The sequence below is a fragment of the Acinetobacter sp. AOR43_HL genome, from assembly GCF_027854635.1.
Lineage (GTDB): Bacteria > Pseudomonadota > Gammaproteobacteria > Pseudomonadales > Moraxellaceae > Acinetobacter > Acinetobacter pittii.
Window position 1 is genome coordinate 345286 of sequence record NZ_JAKTHX010000007.1, and the last position, 20352, is coordinate 365637.

Here is a 20352-nt window from a genome sequence, read left to right on the forward strand (position 1 = left end):
TCCTTAAACATCATTATCGTTTTCACATATTCATTTTTGAGAAGTTGGCTTATAAAGTCCAATTAGTATTTTTTTCGTTCAATTATTTAAAAATTAAATAATAGCCATTTGGGCGAGCCTTTATAAAGCTTAAAGACCGCCCATGCTAATAAATGATCGTTAAAACACTTTATGGTGTGCCTGGCGGGGTTCCAATAGCATGTTTCATTGGAGCTTCATAAGTCGTCTCTGCAACTGGCGAAACGCGCCAAATCGTATTGCCTACGTCATCTGCAACTAACACAGCACCTGAGAAATCAATTGCCACACCCACAGGACGACCATACGCTTTGCCTTTATCGCTGAGGAATCCAGTCAAGATATCTTGCGGTGTACCAGAAGGTTGACCACTTCTAAATGGTACAAAAATGACTTTATAACCACTGTGAGGCTTACGGTTCCAAGAACCATGCTGACCGATCAATGCCCCACCTCTAAATTGTGGCATCAGTTCGGCTGTATAAAATGCAAGGCCTAAAGAAGCCGTATGGTTACCTAGCGCATAGTCGGGTTTAATTGCACGAGCAACCATTGCTGGATTTTGCGGTTTTACTCGCACATCTACATGTTGACCATAGTAGCTATAAGGCCAACCATAAAAAGCACCGTCTTGAACCGAAGTCATATAATCGGGTACTAGATCACTACCGATTTCATCGCGCTCATTAACCACCGTCCAAAGTTTACCGCTTTGAGGTTGCCAAGCCATACCATTTGGATTACGTAGGCCTGTTGCAAATGGGCGAGATTGACCACTTGCAATATCAAACTCTGTAATTTGTGCGCGACCTTTTTCTTGATCTAAACCATTTTCAGCAACATTACTGTTAGAACCGACAGTAATGTAGAGCTTTGTACCTTCGCGATTAGCAATTACATTTTTGGTCCAGTGGTGGTTTAAAGCACCACCCGGTAAGTCCAATACTTTGGTTCCACTGGCTGTAATTTGAGTTTCCCCTTCTTGATAAGGAAAACGTACTAGTGCATCCGTATTGGCGATATATAAGTTATTACCTACCAATGCCATACCAAATGGAGAATTTAAGTTTTTAAGGAATACCGTTTTCTGGTCAGCGACTCCATCTCCATTGGTGTCACGAAGTAAACTAATACGGTTTGCGCTCGGATGAGATGAGCCTGCACGCCTCATCACAAAAGTCATGATTTTACCTTTAATACCTTTGCTGTCTTCTGGTTTAGGCGGAGCATCTGTTTCAGCAACCAATACATCGCCATTTGGTAATACATAAAGCCAGCGAGGGTGTTCAAGTCCTTTGGCAAATGCTTTGACCTTTAAACCTTCTGCTGGAGTTGGCATAGCGCCATTTGGCCAACCTTCTGCTGGGGCTATATTAACGGTCGGTAATAAGCTTGTTTTTGGTTCAGGAAGTTTTGGTTCTGGCCCATAACTATCAGTAATTGGATATTGAGAGGATGACGCACATCCTGCAAGTACACATACAACCGTAATGCCTAAAGTTGGCTTCAAAAAATCGTTAAGCATCTTTTATCTCCATTTTATTTATTCGCAATAAATACAGGTTAATGCTTTAGAAGAGAGACTTATAGTTGATTTATTTAACTGTACTGAGCATTACAGACCGTATTTTCAAAAATCTAATACATAACTGATTATTTATTAGGCACTTAATTTACTGTCTTCATTAACTATCAATTAGAACTTTGTCCCAGAACTTTTGTGTAAAGCATTTAAGAAACCCTCTTTATCTTTGGGCGAGATCATTACTGTAGCCATTCTTCCATCTTTCATATAATAAATTTTAAGTCGATCTAGCGATAATGCTGGAGAAGAAAGTGGATTATGGGTAGGTTCTATTTGAGTAATATCATTGATATTGATTTTCCATCGAAATACCAAGCTCTTAATGATTAATGTGTTGTTTTCTACTACGTAATACGTGTTAAAGACCGGAAGCCAAATAACCAAAATGACTAAGCTATAAATGACGAGGTGTGGAAAATTTGAAGCTAAAGAATAATGATAATTTGCTTCATAAATTTTCATAACGATATTGGCAGTGATCACAACAAATATTAATAAAAGCCACCAATCAATTTTTGATCTAAATTTCAAAGTTATCCTCCATCTTTAAAATTAATTCCTAACAATTTATTGTTTCTAATTTATCTTCTTAAGTTAAAGCAAAACTCACCGCCTCTTTTGCATGAATGGTGGTCGTATCAAATAAAGGAACCGAGAATTTAAGCTCACCAATTAACATACAAATTTCGGTACAACCTAAGATAATTCCTTGGGCACCTTCAGCTATAAGCCTCTCTACAATAGCAATATACTTTTGCTGAGAATCGGGGTTAATCACACCTAAACAAAGTTCTTCATAAATAATGCGATGGACTGTCTTTCGATCTTCTTCATTTGGAATAACAACATCAATTCCATGATCTTGTAATCGAGCTTTATAAAAATCTTGCTCCATTGTAAAAGCAGTCCCTAACAATGCAACTTTACCAATGTTTTGACTCAAAATTTCTTTTGCAGTTGCATCAGCAATGTGTAAGAAAGGAACCGTAATTGAATCTTCAATCTGTGCAGCAACTTTATGCATGGTGTTAGTACACACCAAAATACAATCTGCCCCTGCTTTTTCTAAATTTTGTGCTTGCTCAGCTAAATATGTGCCAGCTTCTTGCCATAAACCCTTCGCTTGCAAGGCTGCTATTTCTTCAAAATCAACACTATTAATAATGACCTTAGCTGAGTGCAATTTTCCTAATTTATGATGAACCATTTTATTAATTTTCTGATAATAAAGCGCTGTCGATTCCCAACTCATTCCACCTAATAAGCCGATTGTTTTCATTATTGAATCCTTCTATTTATGTAAAATTTATCTATATCTCTTATGGGTAAAGCGCAGCTAGAATAAAATTGCTTTCTTAAATTCTTTCTTGCTTATCTTATTTATTAATCTTAAACGCTGTGAAGTCGATAGAAATTTTTAAGTTGATTAGACCTAGTTTATTAAATCTCCAAAACAGAAAACGTTCTCCATTAAACCCAAATCATAAAACATAAGAATTCACGCAAAATTCACGACCAGCTCTTTAATTTGATCTTATAAAGTTGGCTTGGATATCGACATGAAAATTATAACTATAGCCCTAGGGTTGGTTACTTTGGTAGGTTTAACGGCGTGTAAAAGTGTGCCTAGTTACTCAGGTGACTATGGCAAAGCTGAACAAAAAATTACTGGTATAGAATTAGATGATCAACAGGCGTTAGATATCGGCAATCGTTTTGTCGCTGCATTTAATACGCTCGGCACCCCTTCTTTTGTAAATAATGCCAGTAATCTTTACGCTGATCAGCTCTATATCAACGATACACTCTCACAGTTCTCTCAAAAGAAAGATCTCATTAAGCATTTTGAAGGCATGAATGCCCGAGTGAGTAATGTCACTGTAAAACTCATTAGTGCAACTCATCACCAAGATACAGCCTACATCCATTGGTACATGACCTATGACTTTAAAATGCTAGGTCGCTCAAAAACCATGGCTTCTTATGGAATTAGTCAAATTAAGATTAATGAACAACAAAAAATTATTTTCCAGCAAGATTATTGGGATCCAGCGAATGGCCTCTACCGTTCTTTACCCATATTCGGAGGAGTATATAAATGGATATTGCCGTTCAAAAAAGTCGAATCTTGATATTTCTAGGAATCTTAATCGTATCTCAAGCGCATGCGGCTGAACTAAAAAAATGTAGTTCAGCTCCTTTAATGGTTACGAGTAAAAAGGTGGGAAATGTCAGTTACTTTGCTGAAGATTGCCAAAAAAATTGGCAAAGCCAAAGCATCAAAATGGAGTTTAGCTATAACCGCGATATTCCCGAGTGGGCATTTAAACGCGCAGCAACCCACTTTTTGAAGAAAAATGTTAGCGGCTTTGATGCGAAATCTCCGCTTAATCATATTAATGAACTATATAGGCCAATTAAGAGTGGAGATCTTTATAGTCTCTACTATCAACATGAAAATCAAAAACTAGAACTAAAATTAAACCAGAAGCTACTCGGTTCTTTGAACAATCCGAATGCAAATCAATATTTTAAAATCTGGTTTGGTAGTGAACCGTTTAATGCTAAATTAAAACAACAATTATTAAATTAATGGCTTAATAAAATCTCATGGGTAATCACTTTATCCTCATGGTTGAGGACCATTTTGAACTTGCAGCAACGGTCTGCGAATTTCTTGAAGTGCATGATTATGTTGTCGATCATGCACGTAACTTAGATGCTGCACGAACTTTTCTCAAATCTCAGCATTATCATCTTTTGTTGCTCGATATAAATTTGCCCGATGGCTCGGGTTATGACCTATGTAACTGGCTACGTACCGAACAAGGCGTTGATATTCCCGTTCTTATGCTCACAGCAAGAGATACTTTAGATGACAAACTTAAAGGTTTTACTGCTGGCACAGATGATTATTTGGTAAAACCTTTTGATTTTAATGAATTAGTGATGCGGATTCGTGCATTAATAAAAAGAGCAGCTGGCGAAGTCACTCACCATAAAATTCAAATTCACGACTTAATTCTTGATAGCGCAACTCAAACCGTGGTTCGTGCCGGAAATAATATCGAGTTACCCCCTATTCAATTTAAACTATTAAAAATTTTGATGCGCCAGTCTCCAAAAGTAGTGACTAAGCAAGAACTGATGATGGAATTATGGGGAGACGAAGAACCTGAAAGCGATGCGTTACGCAGTCACATCTATAACCTAAGAAAAATGGTTGATAAACCTTTTGATCCTAAACTATTACATACAGTGGCAGGTGTCGGTTTAAAAATTGCTTTGGAAGATTCCGCGACTTAACTTAAATAGACCACAACAATTAAGCCTGTGGTTAGCTCCAAATCGAGTTCAGGATGAGTGGTTAAATAATATTGTCGATCAAACAGCTCCACTCTCCATCCTAGTTGTTTGCAAAGCTTTTGTACCAGTTGTAACCCGATACCATGACCTTTAACTTTTAAAGAAAGTTGCGAATCGCTGAGCTCTTGCACCTTTACATCGTTAGGTAAAGAAATTCCAATTCCATTATCTGCAATAATCAGGCTGTTTTTTTGTTGAATGATGTCGATTTGTGAACCTTGAGAATAATTAAGCGCATTACGTAAAATATTACCTAAAACCATTTGAGTCATAGAAGGATATAACCAGCGTGGCTGTTCAGCTGAGTCTGGATGAATACTAATATGTATTCCTTTACTCACACTCATCACTTCTAAACTTTCAACTAAATCCTTTACTGTTTTGGATAATAAATTTTTCTCAGATGGCAAGCTCTGTACCGTATTACGTGCAATCGCAAGTAAGGTATCAACGAGCAACTGCATGTCTTCAATTGTATTGTGAAGACGGACTAGGGATTTATCGTCTCCATATTTCGCCTGACACAGTTGCACATTACCTTTCAAGATGGTGAGTGGAGTGCGTAACTCATGACTCACATCTCCAGTAAATTCTCTTTCGCGTCGAATAAAATCACTTAAAACCTGATGATATTTTTCTAAAGCTTGTTTGAGATATTCGGCTTCCATATTGCCATTAGTATTAATATCTCTAAAAGGAGATGCCTGAGTATCTTGATGTGCCCAATCAATATTTTCTAAAGCATTCGCTAAGCGCGTAATCGGGGAAAAATAGCGTCTTGCTCTTCGATTTGACCACCACAAAAAGCTATATAAAACAGATAGGCTGAACATGAGGGGAGCAAGACCAAATAACCAGATCAGCTTATTAACATTGCTTTCGCCAAATACCAACAGAACATGCTGACCATTACGCTCACCATAGACCGTCATTCGTTCTTTACCATCAACGAATACTCGGTGCACGCCACTTTCTAAATGCATGCCCCGAAAAGGTTGAGGCGCGACCTGTGTATTCCACCGATATCCATATAAATTTTTAGTATCTGGTAAGTCTGCATTTGGGTTACGTTCTATACGTAACCAGTAATGCTCCATTTCCTGTTCTAAAGCGGTTTTAAGTAAAGAACCCTTAATCACCCAAGCACTACAAGCCAACCCGACCACGATCGATAATGCAATCAGACCAATTTGCAACCAGTAATATCGATTGAACATTTGGGCTAATGGATGACTCGTTTTGCCATCATGTCGAGTTTTTATCATATCTTTATCGCCGGGATAGGCTATAGAAATTACTATGATCGCTTTTTAAATAAAAAGTGACCAATGACCCATTCTTGACCTTGTTCAAGACCAAATAACTCAGCACAAGCCATAAAGAAAATACGCCAGCGTTGCCACCAAATATTGGCATCTTTTCCATAGATTTTTTTAAACAGTGGCTTTAGTTCGACTTCTTGATTATCCATATTATCAAGCCAAGCATTTGCCGTTCTCATATAGTGCTCACCCGACCATTGCCACTGTTGAGCCAACTCTAAATGCTCTTGAAAATGCAAAAAAGTCGAAGTCGAAGGCATTAAACCGCCAGTAAAGAAATACTTGGACATCCAATCATAATCTGATTTCACTTCAAAAGGATAATGTAAAAAGCGATGACAAAAAATATGACACCAAAGTAAGCCGTCTGCCTTTAACCATCCCTGAATTTTTTCAAAAAGACGTTGATAATTACGGACATGTTCAAACATTTCGACCGATACAACACGGTCAAACTTGTCTTGGTCTAATTCAAGTACATTCACATCACAGGTAAGCACTTCAACATTGGTTAAACCCCTCAACTCTGCTTGCCGAAGAATATGCTTTTTCTGAGTAGCAGAATTTGAAACAGCCGTAATCTGTGAGCGTGGATAGTTTTCTGCCATCCACAAAGTTAAAGAACCCCAACCACAGCCTAACTCTAAAATGTGTTGACCGTTTTTAAGTTGTGCTCTTTCACAATAAAGCTGAAGAGCTAACTCTTCTGCCTCATCTAAAGTTGTGGTTTTAGTCGGGAAATAACACGCACTATATTTGAGTCTTTTTCCAAGCACCGCCTGAAAAAACTCGGTCGGCAATTCATAGTGCTGCTCGTTTGCCTTATCCGTTTCAACGGCGATTTCGCTCTTCTTCAGCATATTAAGCACATCCATGTAGCGCTGCGCTCCTTGTTCAGGGTCATAACGGCCTTCTTGGATTAAGCGCTTTTTACTTAAAGCACGAATTGCAGCTCGAATTGCATGATCTGGAATCACACCACTTTCAACAATTTTCAAAGACTGATGAACAATAAAATCCATATGCGCACCTATTTTTTGGGTTTTCGCGGAATAAACATTGACGTTTTTTGTTGATAATCAAGATAATTTTGACCGCGACTTTTAATTGCTTGTTTTTCACTAAATGGAATACCCGTGACGTAATATAAAAATAGCCACATCAGTAACGGATAAATCCACAATACATATTGGCCTGCTGCTAAACCAATAATTGGGTAGGCAAACCAATGTAACCATTCAAAAAAATAATTGGGGTGACGTGAATAACGCCATAAACCCTGATCCATCGTTTTGCCATGATGATCTGGATTTAATTTAAATCGGTATAACTGCTGATCAGCGAGCTGCTCTCCAATGAAAGCAATTACCATGATGACAGCAGCAATTACTAAAGCGACTTTATATCCACTACTCCATTCAGTTGCCTCTACATTGAGGAGCATCCACATCGGCAAAAAGAACAAAAGCACTAAAAGTGTTTGAAAGATAAAAAAGAATAAAAAGCCAATATGCTGAAACTTACCCATCGCTTTACGCATGCTCGCGTAACGGCCATCTTCTTTTTGTTCAGATTGATAACGTCTTAAAAGGTGCCAAAATAATCTTAAAAACCATAAGCCGCTAAAAATACCGATAAAAAGACGCACTTCAACTGGGGCAACTGAAATGAGTAAAGAAGACACAATAATGTTTACTGCCAGACAGAAACTCCATGCAGCATCTACTATTCCAGCTCGGCCATTTAGAGTGGCAAGTAGCCAGCTCAGCAACATGATCATTAAATCTAGAATCAGTAAATTCCAAAACATGAGCAGTCTCCTTACTTGAGCTGTTTGATTTAGTAACTGGTACTTTCAAACAGCAAGTGAACATTGCTTATCACGCCTTCTTTAAAACCACCTTCGCAATAACATAAATAGAAATCCCACATCCGAATGAAGTTTTCATCGAAACCTAGAGCCAATACTTGTTCCCGCGCCGCTAAAAAACGCGCTCTCCAGTGATGAAGTGTTTGCGCATAACTTAAACCAATATCATTTATATGCTTTAACCTTAAACCACTCTCAGAGGCGGTTTGAGTCAACACACTCACACTAGGGATGAAGCTACCCGGGAAAATATAGCGCTTAATATAATCAACTGTATTTAATGCTTTTTTATACCGGAAATCTTCAATAGTAATGGCTTGAATAAATGCCAACCCTTTCGGTTTTAAGAGTGCTTTACATTGATCAAAGTATGTCGATAAATATTGCGCACCAACCGCCTCAACCATTTCAATTGAAACCAGCTTATCGAACTTGCCTTCGAGCAAACGGTAGTCTTTAAGTTGCACATCAATTCGATGTGCCAAGCCAGCTTCATTTACACGAGTAACGGCTTCATCATATTGAGCTTGTGAAATGGTAATGGTGGTTACTCTACAGCCATAATGTTGAGCTGCATAAATTGCAAAACCACCCCACCCACTTCCAATTTCAACCAAATGATCTAGTGGTTTTAAATCTAACTTTTTACAAATGATCTCTTTTTTTAAATCAGATGCTTGTTCGAGTGTCATGTTTTCATTTTCAAAAACGGCGCTCGAATACATTAAAGACGGATCTAAAAATAATTTAAAAAAGTCGTTGCTTAAGTCGTAGTGCTCGGCAATATTTTTACGGCTACCACTTATAGAATTCTTTCGATTTTGATACCAAGCTTTAAGAAAAAACTGGCTCGCTTGAGCAATAACATTCTGGTTGATTTGGTCCAATACAGCTCGATTACGTGCCAAGATCTGAATCAACTCGACAAGGTGCTCGCTGCTCCAGTCACCACGGATGTAGCCTTCTGCTGCTCCCAAAACACCATTTTTTAAAATGAGATCCATCAATAAAGGATTGTGGACTTCAATCACAGCATGTAAGTCTGAAACTTCACCGACCGTCCCATTCCACGCGCCCTGAAAAGTGATCTGTCCATGACGTAGTTTGAGAAGACTCTTGAGCAGTAACGGTAGTGAGTCATCTTCACCATAAAGAAATGTTTTTATCATGTCTTATCTACCTTGATCTTTTTAGGATGACGATAAAATGGAACTTTTTTTCGCCACAACTTAAATGCCTCTAAATATATTGAAAACAACATTTTAAAAGGTGCTAGGCTGTTTATAAGAGCATATCGATATTGCTGTGAAGGAAATGTGATGGGCACAAGCTCAAAGCGCATAGTGGCATCAAAGACTTGTTTTTGCTCTTCAAAAAGTTGCATGTGAATGACATTCTGCTGATCTGAAAAACTAAATCGCCAACGGTAAGTTAACTGCATGGGCATGAACGGCGAAACATGAAATGATTTTTCAAAGTTAAAATCAAAACTCTGATAATCACCCACCTGACTTTGTTGTTTTATACAGTCATGTGTATAGACTTTTCGTTCATTCCACGGGGTGTTGGTGATTTCACTAAGAATAAAGAGCGGTTTTCCGACTTTATTTAAAACAAAATAAAATACGACCGAATTAAAACGAAAGCCCAAACAACGAGGCAAAGCCAATACTCGGATTTGCCAGTCTGGCCGAAGGTGTAAGTGATTATTTTGCAGTATCGCTTTCTCTACTCTATCCCTTATAGAACCGTGATACATGTTTAAAAAATCATTTTTAGATAGTTTTAATACATTCCAGTGATCCGTCGACCAAAGTGAACAATCGTTTGTAATATCAACTAATTGATCTGGATCGAACCATAAATAATTTAAGGTCGATGTAAACTCATGCGGTTTTGGGCTATAACGCCGATGACGAATAAGCGCAGGAGCGATAGCAAGTTTATTTAATAACATTTGAAAGCTCCTTACTTATTCTTATAACGCTAAGAGTTGCTCAACAACACGTGCTGCACTGCGGGCACCGTCTTCATGAAAGCCCCAGCCCCAATATGCTCCACAAAATGAAGTACGATTTTGCCCATTAATTTCATACCAACGAGATTGAGCTTGAATCGCTTTTGCATCAAATACGGGATGTCGATATTGCCGCTCAACCAAGATGTCTTCGGCTTTGATTTTCATATTCGGATTTAAAGTAGAAAAAATTTGAGTAGTGCAGGATAAATTCTGCAAATTATTCATCCAGTAGGTAAAACCATAATGTATGTCGGACTCATCGTTTTGAACTTGAGATTTTGGCGTTACATGTACATGCCAGCTTGCCCACTGCAAACGGCTTTTAGGCATAATTGAAAGATCACGATGGACGACCATTCGATTATCTTGATAACCAAATTGGCTTAATATTTCTTGTTCAAGCTCCGACGCATCTTTAATTAAACTTAGGCTATCGTCAGCATGGCTCGCAAAAATCACCCAGTCATATTGCTCTTGCCCTTCAACGGTTTCGATCAAAACTGTTTCTAGTGAACGGCTCACAGCTTTTACTTCTGCAAATTTCCACTCAATGGATCGGCAATTCTTTTGAATAGCACGAATATAGCTTGCTGAACCGTGTTTAACCGTTTGCCATTGCGGCCGCTCTTTTAACTGCAACATGCGGTGATGCTGAAAAAAGCTCACGACAAATCGATATGGAATTTGGCCTACCTGCTCAACGGGTGCCGACCATAAGGCACCGCACATCGGATAAAGATGTTCATAACGAAACTCATGACTATATTTGTGAAGGTCCAAATACTCTTCAATCGATAAATTAGGATCAATATCCGCCACATCTATATCTTTATTGTCATCATAAAAACGCAGCAAATCTGAGAGCATTTGCAGAAATTTTCGGTTTAAAAAGTTCTGCGGACGGGCAAAGAGCGACCATTTTTTTGAAGGGTTATATTGAAGTCCACTGACCAGATTATTCACCGAAAAACTCATATCGCTGCTTTGAGTTTCTACACCTAATTTTTTAACCATGTCGGTAAATAACGGATAGTTATAGTCATTAAACACAATAAAGCCACTATCTACCGCGACTTTAGTGCCTTCTATCTCTAGCTCGTGAGTGTCAGTATGACCGCCAAAATAGTTATTTTTTTCATACACAGTGACTTGATGTTGTTCTGACAATCTCCAAGCTGCGTAAAGTCCAGATATACCCGAACCAATAATGGCAATTTTCATAACACTTCACCGTTTTCAATTTTTTCTATCGATAGGTTTTTAATCTTTTTATATTGATAAACCTTGTCTGGTACGGGCTTTAGTCCCCACACCAAACCAAATAAAGACATCAGTTTAAGCACATAAAAGGTGATATCAATCTGCCACCAATAAAAGCCTTGTCGCACACTGCCTGCGTAAAAGTGATGGTTGTTGTGCCATCCTTCACCCAAGGTAATTAAAGAAAGTAGAAAATTATTACGGCTATCATCTGGGGTATTAAACTCACGTGAGCCATAACGATGAGCGAGTGAATTAATACACAAGGTTGCATGTGTTAATAGAACAGTGGAAATCACAAATCCCCATACTAAAAGTTGTAAGCCATTGGTGCCCAACTCAGGAAAATGTTGTGCAAGCCACAAACCTAAACCATAAATTGCTAAGGCCGTCAAAATCACAATAGGCAAACTAAATCGATCTAGCCAAATCAGCTCAGGATATTTCAACCAGTCTTTAATGACTTTTTTTCGAGTAGCAAAATTTTGCTCATTTAAAAACCAGCCTACATGCGAATACCAGAAGCCTGCTTTCGCTGAATGCGGGTCCTGATCGGTGTCGGTAAAGTGATGGTGATAACGGTGATGGGCTGCCCACCATAAAGGTCCGCGCTGCGCACTCATGGTTCCGATCAGTACAAAAATGAATTGAACAATACGTGATGTCTGAAAAGTTTTATGCGAAAGATAGCGGTGAAAAAAAGCGGTAATTGCAAACATGCGAAGAAAATAAAAAACCAGCATGAAAACAACCGCGAACCAAGATACGCCCACCCAAAACACTGCTAAACAAGCGATATGTAATAAAATAAAAGGAATAATTCTTAACCATTGAATGTTCTTTTCAATGACATATTCGCTAGAAGTACCCACTTGCGCATTTTCTGAATCTGACCAGCTATCGATCCAGCGCAGAAAAAATTTAGACATTGATTCTTCCTGATCTAAAGCATTTCTTTTGGTTCTAATTTAGAAAATGCGCAATGAATTTTATGTGAAGTTCACTCGGTTACGAGATAAATATAAGCATCTATGCAACCAGCACTTTACTATTTAGACTGGGTTGTTTTAACGAGTTTAGAAACGTCGTAGCCATAGCTTTTTGCGGTTTGCATATAAGACTGATATGTCGCCTCATCAAGTTGAGGACTACGAGAAAGAATCCATAAATATTTATGGCTTGGGCCACCCACTAAAGCGACCTGATAATTTGGGTCAACTCTTAAAACCCAGTAATCGCCTTTTGTAAAAGGAATCCATCTTAAGCCAGAGGGTAAAAAGCTCACCTTCAATTTACTGTTGCCTTCATTTTGCGAATAAGCAACGCCTTCAGATGAGATCGTTTCTCCATTTTTATTCGTACAACTATTTAAAACACCAACAGTTTTGTCTGCGTTAATAGAATAGTTTGCAGTTGTATTGGCTACACAATTACGCTGAAAAAACATGGGTAAATGCGCAATTTCATACCACTTACCTGCGTATTTATTAATATCAATAGAATCAACAGCGACAGGTTTAGTAGTGGTGTCGGCGTAAGTGCTCAAAGGAAGCATTAAGCTAACCGCTGCAAGGCTACTGCTAATGACAAGTGATTTAAATAATAATTTCATGATCGCCCTCTTCTGTTTATTTCATACGTTTAAACATACATCAGAGGGCTGTGAACAAAGTGTGAATTTTAAAAATTAAGCAACATTAATAAGGATTTAATTGTATTTCTTAAGAGCATCTTCAACTGGAAAATCAAGCTCAAAGCACACACCCTCGACCGTGTTACAAGCCTTATAGCGGCCATGATGCAGATCCATAATTGAAGCAACAATCGATAAGCCTAATCCACCTGTTTGATTCTGATCACTTCGACTTGAGTGACATTGGTAGAATCTTTCAAAAAGATGCTCAAGTTGATGATCTGCAATTGAAACACCTCCCGTTACCACAGTCAGACTCACCCATTGCCTATGTTCAATCATCTTATGTTTTGTTGCGATATAAATAGTTCGCTTGTCACCACCGTGAACCAACGCATTTAAAATCAGGTTATACACGGCTCTTTGAAAAAGCTCAGGATCTGCAAATAACGTTTTAGCTTCTAAGTTAAAACTAAAATGACTGTCTTGTTCCTCGGCCTGATATTCAAAAATCTGGCATAACCCATCTATAACATCTTGGATATTTATTTCTTGTTTATTTACAAGCACCATTTTCTGATCGGCTCTTGCCAAGAAAAGCATGCTATCAATCATGCGTTTTAATCTCTGGTAATCGTCTAAATGAGACACCAGCAAATCTTCATATTGCTCAACCGAACGTTCGCCAGTTAAAGCAATCTCGGTTTGCCCAATCAGGTTATTTAAAGGTGTGCGGAACTCATGAGCGATATCTTCAGAAAAACGGTTGAGCTGCGTATAGCCCTTTTCAATACGCTCAAGCATGTGGTTTATATCTTTTGAAAGTAGCTCAACTTCTAATGGTGAATTTGATAGGTTTAATCTTTTCTGGAGCTGATTTACGTTAATAGAATGAGTTTGCTTACGAAGCTGTTGTAGCGACCGTAAACCTAAATGACACGCTAAAATACAAAGCACAAAGATTGCAAACACGCCCCCGACCACATACATCAAGAGATTTTCTTGAAAAGGTAAAAGAATATTAATGCGTTCCGACCACTGTTTACCTGCAATGAGCAGATAAGGCTGGTTATTAATCTTTATGGTTCTCCACGCAATGCGCGTTGGATATGAGTTATTGGCTAAATCTTGAAATTGAAGACTCTCTCGCTGTGCAAGTTCAGGTAGTTGAATGCGGAGCGGATTGATATTAATTAAAGTTTTGTCTTTATGAATGAGCAGAAACAAGTTGTCTTGGTTGCCAAGCATATTTTGATACAGCTTAGGACGCGCAATGATCTGCTCTACATTTTCGCTATCTTGTAGCAAAATTTCCAAACGATTAATTCTGTCTGCTAAAGCTTTATCTTGCTGCTTCAATAAAATTTGATTAATGCCTAAATAGGTCATAAAGCCGACTGAACATAAAATTAAGGCAGAACAAAGCGTGACCAGTAATGTAATACGAACTTCAAGAGAACGTAGAAATTTAAAGTTCATAAGCTAACCGAAATTTTATAGCCCAAGCCACGTATGGTATGAATGAGTTTTAATTCATATCCTTCATCAATTTTGCTTCGTAAACGGCGTACCGCAACGTCAATAAAGTTGGTATCGGTATCAAAGTTAATATTCCAAACCTCTGAACCAATTTGTCTGCGTGTCACAATTTGCTCTTTGTTGAGCAATAGATAGCGCAACAAATTAAATTCGGTTTTACTGAGCTCGATTAAGTTTCCGTTACGCCATACTTTATGACCAACCACATCCATCTTTAAATCACTAATAGATAGCTCATTTTCTTGCAGATATTGCTGTCGTCTTAATAGACTTTTAATACGTGCCAACAGTTCAATATAGGAAAAAGGTTTAGCCAAGTAATCATCTGCACCCAACTCTAACCCTTTCACTCTATCCATCACCTGATCTTTTGCCGTTAAGAAAATCACCGGAATTTTTGAAAACTGGCGTAGTACTTGTAATACGCTCCAACCGTCTATGTCCGGCAACATCACATCAAGAATAAGTAAGTCATATCGATCTCTCTTTAGCATTTCCAAACCTTGCATCCCTAAATGAACACACTCCGCTTGATATCCAGATTCTTTTAATCCTTTGACCAAATAAGTGGCGATCTTGATCTCGTCTTCAATAATAAGGATACGCATTTTGTAGAGACTCATTTGAAAGATGACAACTTTGTAATGTGATTGTCACGCTTGAAGTTAAGCAATTTGTTTAAGATTTTCAAAGCGACATAGAGGCAATCAACATGAAAAAATTGAACTGGCTGATGTTAGCAGCCGTGCTATTCGGTAATAGTACTTTTGCACAGCCCCCTGCTTTGAATCAAGTTTATTCGTTAGATCTAAAAACTGCCCACCTGCTAGCCGACAGTGCAAAAGAGGCATGCAAAAAATTAAATCAAAATATTGCAGTTGTTGTTGTAGATCGCGGCGGTAATCCATTAACTGCCGAACGGCATGAGTTGGTGGGCCCGCATAACTTAATGGCTGCCGAGAAAAAAGCATATACCGCGTTATCTACCAAAACATCGACCTTAGTTTTAAGCCAAAACAGTAACCAAAACCCCGATGCAAAAAATTTAACCACGGTAGCAAATTTACTTTTGTTAGGCGGTGGCGTACCTGTCCGTTTTGAGAACCAAGTGATCGGAGCCATTGGGGTTGCAGGTGCTGGCGGTGCACAAAATGACAATCAATGCGCAAGCAAAGCCATTGAAACCGTTTTTCATTCATAAGGAGTTCACCATGACTAAATCATTTATTGCTTTATCTTCGTTATTTATTGCTTCGGCTACATTTGCACAAACTAATCCGCTAAGTGTGCATGTGTTAAATCTAGAGACGGGTTTGCCCTCTTCTCAGGTTGAAGTGGTTTTAGAAAAAAACACCAATAACCAGTGGATTAAACTTAATCAGCAAGTGACCGATTCAAATGGTCGTATTACTGCGCTCTATCCAGAAAATAAAAAATTAGAGCAAGGGGTTTATAAAGTGACCTTTAAAACTGAAGACTGGTTCAAAAAGAATAAACAACAAACTTTTTTTGCCGAAGTACCTGTAATTTTTAAAGTCGATGGAAGCGTAAACCACTACCATATTCCTTTATTACTCAGCCCTTACGGTTACTCAACCTATCGAGGCAACTAAAATAAAAAACCCCTTTATCTGTTGTACACAAATAAAGGGGTTGGTTAAAAGCGATATGTTTTACGAACAAACACCATTGCTAATCACCGATTTTTTGTTTGAATCCAACGCCACAATTGAAGAAGAAACCGTATTAATAATTTGAGTCATTGCCTCACTTGAAGCATTCACAATCGCATCCATCTTTTTAGCTTTTTGATCAATCGGCTGCTTAAAAGCAATTCGACAATTTAACTGAGATCCTGCATTCGTGATGACTTTTGCATTGTTTGACTCTAATTGACTAGGCGGTATTTGACGCTTCACCACCCAAGACACCGCAATATTAATATAGCTTTTATCTACAATATCAAAATGAGAAAAGTCTGTAGAAACTCGATATAAAGGCTGATTGTTTCCAGCTAGCCCACTGCTATAACTGTCAATTGCCCCTAATTTTTGCTGTAAACCCGCCGACAAGGTATCGCGTAATTGCGTACCCATGGTCGATGTCCAGCGTTCATTGTTTAACACCGTAGACTTACCACTACTGTCTTGGAGTACCAAAGGCGCACGGTCCAATCGGTCTGGAATCCCGACGGGTAATACCTCAATCACCTGCACAGTTGATTTTGTAGCCGCAGTAATTTTAGGGGACATCGTATAATAATTTGGCGTTGGCGAACTCGAACATGCCGTCATGGCAACAGCCGTTAAAAACAGGCCGCTCCCAAGCAGCCATTTGGCTGCTTTAGGATGTTGAAAAGATAGAGTGTTTTTATTTTTCATCATCGGTCTCTGGTGTTTTACCACGAATAATTGATTCAGGATGTTGCTCAATATAGTCTGCCATTAACTGTAATGAAGCAGCTGCACGTGTCATTTGCTGCAATGCTTTACGTACGTCTTGTTGTAACGGCGCATCGCTCGACAAAATAGACTCTGACGATCTTACAGTTTTACGAACATCGTCTAAGGTTGCTTGTAAACCAGGTGCAACTTTTCCATCTAACTGTTTAACCAGTTTGTCGGTAGACTCAATGGCTGTGTTCATATTGTTGAGCGTTTTACGTACATCTTGCCCAATCTCAACTAACGGGAATTTAGTTAACTTGTCAGCAATCTGAGAAACTTGTGCTTGTAAGCCACTCAGTTCAGTTGGTGTAGTCGGAATCACCACACGGTCATCACTCAAAATTTGTAATGTGGCTGGTTTAGCTTTAGGGAACTTATCTAGGGCAATGTAGTTTTGACCCGTGAGAAGGTTGCCTGTTCTCATTTGAGCACGCCATCCATGTTCAACAAAATCTTTGAAAATATTGCTGTTTGGATTGAGTGCCTGTCCATTCTCAACGCGTGACGGATAGATGACCGCCTCAACACGCATACGAATCTGCTTATAGTTGTTATAAAACTCGGCATTAATCGATTTAACATTACCAATTTCAATGCCCATGAAATCAATTGGCGCGCCAACAGACAGTCCACGTAATGAATGATCAAAGTACATAATCACACCGCGAGGTTGCCCGTCAGGGTCTTTTAATGCCTCAGATTTCGAGTCCCATAGATTAAAGCGACTATGATTTGCCGCTGTAGTAGCACGCGAGCTTTCAGGGATTCCAAAAGCAATACCGCCTGCGACAATACTTGCCAGCGATTGAGTATCTAAACTAAATCCTGAAGCATTCAAACTCACATCAATACCACTCGCCTGCCAAAACCGTGCGTCGGTGGTAACAAACTTGTCATACGGTGCACGGATAAAAGTTTGTAGCTCTACAGTTTTACCATCGTTAGACAATTTATAGGCTGTAATTTGGCCCACATTAATTCGACGATAATAAATTGGAGAACCGACATCTAAAGACCCCAAGTCATCTGCATTTAAGAAAAATTCTTTGCCCGGCACATCGGAAGTAATCACTGGCGGTATTTCTAAGCCAGTAAATTCAAGCTTTTTCTCTTCCGACTTGCCACCATCCACTTCAATATATGAACCTGACAATAATGTGTCTATTCCTGAAACCCCACTCGTCCCAATACGTGGTCGCACAACCCAAAACCGTGAATCTTTTGCGGCAAAGTTGCTCGCATCTTTACGCAAATCAATTCTGGCAATCACGTGTGAACGGTCTTCTGAAAGATCAATCTGCCGTACTACACCAATATCCACCTGTTTATAACGGACCGTTGTTTTACCTGCGACCAATCCCTCAGCCGTTCTAAAAGACACGTCAATGGTCGGGCCGTGAGACAAGAGTGCTTTTATCGCTAATGAAAGCGCGATTAAAAGAGCAATCAATGGAATGAGCCAAATTAAAAGAGGCTTCCATCGACTTTTCTTTTCTTGGGGTTCTGGCAAATCATTCATGCTATCCAGTTCAACATCTGGATCACGACGATCTGAGTTACCAGGGGTTATTTCATTTTCAGACATACTCATTGTTCTTTTATTGACTGGGATTAATAGAATCATTATTCAACGGCGGATGTTCTGCCTGAATAATCTTGGTTTTGTTTGAGGCAAAGGAAGAAGGCTTATTTGTATTTTGAGATGCATAGAAGTTATCCCAAATAAGTCGTGGATCAAAACTTAACGATGCAAACATGGTTAACACTACAACTGCACCAAAAGCAATCGAACCCGGCCCTGCTAAAATGGTAGCGAGCGACTGAATCTGAATGAGCGCTGTTAAGAGTGCCACCACAAATACGTCAATCATTGACCAACGGCCGATAAACTCGACAACTCGATATAATTTAACGCATTGCTCAGGTAAAAACTTCCATGCTGACGATTGTTGAAGATATACCGCCACCAATAAAAAATACAAAATCAGTAGCTTTAGCATGGGAATAAAAATACTGGCCATGAAAATGACTACTGAAACCAGATAGTCTCCACTTTGCCAAAAGTAAATGACTCCACTCATGATGGTATCTTGCTGGCTACCCAACAGTGAGTCAGTCACCGTCATTGGAAGTACATTGGCGGGAATATAGAGAATGGTCGCAGCCACCACTAAGGCAAAAGTTCGATTTAAACTCGCTGGCTTACGTGAATGCAGAACACTATTACAACGAGTACAACGTAACACCTGATGGCTTTGGTTGAGTTGTCTCTTTTCATTTTGAGCAGAATTTACAACCCCACAGCAGTGACACACAATTAATGAGAGATCTTTGGCTCTTGGGTATTGCTTAAGCATTGCCCGTTGCTGCGAGCTTTGTGTTTGGGTCACATTTTTTATCGTTTTCATGGCAGTGACCTATCAATTTCGTTCCATATATCACTCACCTTTATGGAAGTAATATAAACCAACAATACACTTAAAATCGCAAATGCCCATAACGCAATCTCGGGAATCACCAACACCATTCCTATTAACTTCACAAGCGTAACCAAGATTCCAATTAAGAAGACCTCAACCATTCCCCACACTCTCATAAAATAAAGTGTACGTAAGGCAAATACCAAAAATGCGGGTCTTTTCTTCAATATACTTACTGTGCCCAACACATAGGAAAGTAATAACAGATAGGAAAGCGGCACAATAAAAGTGGTGATTAAAATAAGAATGCCAACGAAAGCCCGATCATAATGAAACATTACCCAGACCGCACCCAGTAAGGTAGTTTCAGAGATGTTGCCCTGCAATTCAATTTTTACAATAGGAAAGCTATTGGCAATAATAAATACAATTAATGCCGTTAAGATTAAAGCCAACAGTGTCGAAAAAGTTTTGGTGTGCCGATAGAGTTCAGCACCGCAGCATAAGCAATAAGCTCTTTTTCCATAAGCAAGCGGGGTTCTACGATAGACAGTATCGCATTCCTCACAACCTGCTAATTCTTTAAGCTTCATAGTTATACTCTAAGGTTTATCATTTTACTGTGTCACACAAAGCTCTTTTTATTACTAAGATAAATTAAAATATAAATCAATCTAAAAGCTATATCAGACAATGTAAATTACCATGACTACTGTTCAATATATTGTTGAAACTGCTAAATAATCTGTACGTATTCGGTGATCAAATCAAAATAGTTTTATAAAGTCAAAAACTTATGCTCAAATAGCACACTTTTTCACCCAAGTAGCTGAGAGCGTAAAATGACTAGACTCTCACCATTGCTTAACATC

General features: G+C 38.8%; 22 protein-coding genes. 5 read left to right on the forward strand and 17 right to left on the reverse strand.

The annotated features are described in order from the left end of the window. Window positions 1-169 precede the first annotated feature (169 nt). From MKL33_RS04110 to MKL33_RS04120, 3 genes are all read right to left on the reverse strand, one after another. Window positions 170-1543 carry a PQQ-dependent sugar dehydrogenase gene (locus MKL33_RS04110; protein WP_270906504.1) on the reverse strand — a complete coding sequence of 458 codons (1374 nt, stop codon included), beginning with the start codon at window positions 1541-1543 and terminating at the stop codon, window positions 170-172. A 171-nt stretch (window positions 1544-1714) separates the two neighbouring features. After that, the gene (locus MKL33_RS04115; protein ID WP_002119662.1) at window positions 1715-2134 is read right to left on the reverse strand and encodes a PH domain-containing protein; all 420 of its coding nucleotides are present in this window, start codon (window positions 2132-2134) and stop codon (window positions 1715-1717) included. Between the two features lie 58 nt (window positions 2135-2192). Continuing rightward, a complete protein-coding gene (locus tag MKL33_RS04120) occupies window positions 2193-2882 on the reverse strand; it encodes an aspartate/glutamate racemase family protein (RefSeq protein WP_199112894.1) in 690 nt (229 codons plus the stop codon). 280 nt (window positions 2883-3162) lie between these two features. Between MKL33_RS04120 and MKL33_RS04125 the strand changes: the two genes are divergently transcribed. Genes MKL33_RS04125 through MKL33_RS04135 form a run of 3 tightly spaced genes read left to right on the forward strand, consistent with a single transcriptional unit; the run spans window position 3163 to window position 4909 of the window. Beyond that, window positions 3163-3735 carry a nuclear transport factor 2 family protein gene (locus MKL33_RS04125; RefSeq protein WP_270906505.1) on the forward strand — a complete coding sequence of 191 codons (573 nt, stop codon included), beginning with the start codon at window positions 3163-3165 and terminating at the stop codon, window positions 3733-3735. Then, a complete protein-coding gene (locus MKL33_RS04130; protein ID WP_270906506.1) occupies window positions 3702-4196 on the forward strand; it encodes a chalcone isomerase family protein in 495 nt (164 codons plus the stop codon). The genes MKL33_RS04125 and MKL33_RS04130 overlap by 34 nt, the downstream gene beginning before the upstream one ends. A gap of 17 nt (window positions 4197-4213) precedes the next feature. Continuing rightward, window positions 4214-4909 (forward strand): response regulator transcription factor, encoded by a 696-nt coding sequence (locus MKL33_RS04135; protein ID WP_199976054.1) that lies wholly within the window; start codon window positions 4214-4216, stop codon window positions 4907-4909. Here the strand turns inward: MKL33_RS04135 and MKL33_RS04140 are convergent. From MKL33_RS04140 to MKL33_RS04185, 10 genes are all read right to left on the reverse strand, one after another. Further along, a complete protein-coding gene (locus tag MKL33_RS04140; RefSeq protein ID WP_270906507.1) occupies window positions 4906-6234 on the reverse strand; it encodes a sensor histidine kinase in 1329 nt (442 codons plus the stop codon). The genes MKL33_RS04135 and MKL33_RS04140 overlap by 4 nt on opposite strands. Before the next feature lie 32 nt (window positions 6235-6266). Next, window positions 6267-7313 (reverse strand): SAM-dependent methyltransferase, encoded by a 1047-nt coding sequence (locus MKL33_RS04145; protein WP_270906508.1) that lies wholly within the window; start codon window positions 7311-7313, stop codon window positions 6267-6269. Window positions 7314-7321: 8 nt separating this feature from the next. Continuing rightward, window positions 7322-8101, reverse strand: a complete 780-nt coding sequence (locus MKL33_RS04150; protein WP_078221117.1) for a DUF1295 domain-containing protein — start codon at window positions 8099-8101, stop codon at window positions 7322-7324. Between the two features lie 29 nt (window positions 8102-8130). Beyond that, a complete protein-coding gene (locus MKL33_RS04155) occupies window positions 8131-9330 on the reverse strand; it encodes an SAM-dependent methyltransferase (RefSeq protein WP_270906509.1) in 1200 nt (399 codons plus the stop codon). Beyond that, window positions 9327-10118 (reverse strand): DUF1365 domain-containing protein, encoded by a 792-nt coding sequence (locus tag MKL33_RS04160; RefSeq protein WP_270906510.1) that lies wholly within the window; start codon window positions 10116-10118, stop codon window positions 9327-9329. The genes MKL33_RS04155 and MKL33_RS04160 overlap by 4 nt, the downstream gene beginning before the upstream one ends. 21 nt (window positions 10119-10139) lie before the next feature. Then, entirely contained in the window at window positions 10140-11402 is a 1263-nt protein-coding gene (locus MKL33_RS04165; protein WP_270906511.1) for an NAD(P)/FAD-dependent oxidoreductase, read from the reverse strand. Continuing rightward, entirely contained in the window at window positions 11399-12370 is a 972-nt protein-coding gene (locus tag MKL33_RS04170) for an acyl-CoA desaturase (RefSeq protein ID WP_174723542.1), read from the reverse strand. The genes MKL33_RS04165 and MKL33_RS04170 overlap by 4 nt, the downstream gene beginning before the upstream one ends. Before the next feature lie 119 nt (window positions 12371-12489). Beyond that, window positions 12490-13053: a lipocalin family protein gene (locus tag MKL33_RS04175; RefSeq protein ID WP_270906512.1), complete on the reverse strand. Its 564-nt coding sequence runs from the start codon at window positions 13051-13053 to the stop codon at window positions 12490-12492. A 96-nt stretch (window positions 13054-13149) separates the two neighbouring features. Next, the gene (locus MKL33_RS04180; RefSeq protein WP_270906513.1) at window positions 13150-14553 is read right to left on the reverse strand and encodes a heavy metal sensor histidine kinase; all 1404 of its coding nucleotides are present in this window, start codon (window positions 14551-14553) and stop codon (window positions 13150-13152) included. Continuing rightward, window positions 14550-15221, reverse strand: coding sequence for a heavy metal response regulator transcription factor (locus MKL33_RS04185; RefSeq protein WP_270906514.1), 672 nt, complete (start codon window positions 15219-15221; stop codon window positions 14550-14552). Before MKL33_RS04185 ends, MKL33_RS04180 begins: the two co-directional genes overlap by 4 nt. Before the next feature lie 125 nt (window positions 15222-15346). Here MKL33_RS04185 and MKL33_RS04190 point away from each other — a divergent pair, with 125 nt between their 5' ends. Continuing rightward, a complete protein-coding gene (locus MKL33_RS04190) occupies window positions 15347-15814 on the forward strand; it encodes a GlcG/HbpS family heme-binding protein (protein WP_014207181.1) in 468 nt (155 codons plus the stop codon). Between the two features lie 10 nt (window positions 15815-15824). After that, entirely contained in the window at window positions 15825-16226 is a 402-nt protein-coding gene (uraH, locus tag MKL33_RS04195) for a hydroxyisourate hydrolase (protein ID WP_060464702.1), read from the forward strand. Between the two features lie 60 nt (window positions 16227-16286). Here uraH and MKL33_RS04200 read toward each other — a convergent pair whose 3' ends face one another. Genes MKL33_RS04200 through MKL33_RS04215 form a run of 4 tightly spaced genes read right to left on the reverse strand, consistent with a single transcriptional unit; the run spans window position 16287 to window position 20073 of the window. Beyond that, window positions 16287-16994 (reverse strand): PqiC family protein, encoded by a 708-nt coding sequence (locus MKL33_RS04200; RefSeq protein WP_270906515.1) that lies wholly within the window; start codon window positions 16992-16994, stop codon window positions 16287-16289. Continuing rightward, window positions 16984-18651 carry a PqiB family protein gene (locus MKL33_RS04205; RefSeq protein WP_080749914.1) on the reverse strand — a complete coding sequence of 556 codons (1668 nt, stop codon included), beginning with the start codon at window positions 18649-18651 and terminating at the stop codon, window positions 16984-16986. The genes MKL33_RS04200 and MKL33_RS04205 overlap by 11 nt, the downstream gene beginning before the upstream one ends. 7 nt (window positions 18652-18658) lie before the next feature. Further along, window positions 18659-19468, reverse strand: a complete 810-nt coding sequence (locus tag MKL33_RS04210; RefSeq protein WP_270906516.1) for a paraquat-inducible protein A — start codon at window positions 19466-19468, stop codon at window positions 18659-18661. Beyond that, window positions 19465-20073, reverse strand: coding sequence for a paraquat-inducible protein A (locus MKL33_RS04215; protein ID WP_270906517.1), 609 nt, complete (start codon window positions 20071-20073; stop codon window positions 19465-19467). Before MKL33_RS04215 ends, MKL33_RS04210 begins: the two co-directional genes overlap by 4 nt. Between the last annotated feature and the right edge of the window lie 279 nt (window positions 20074-20352).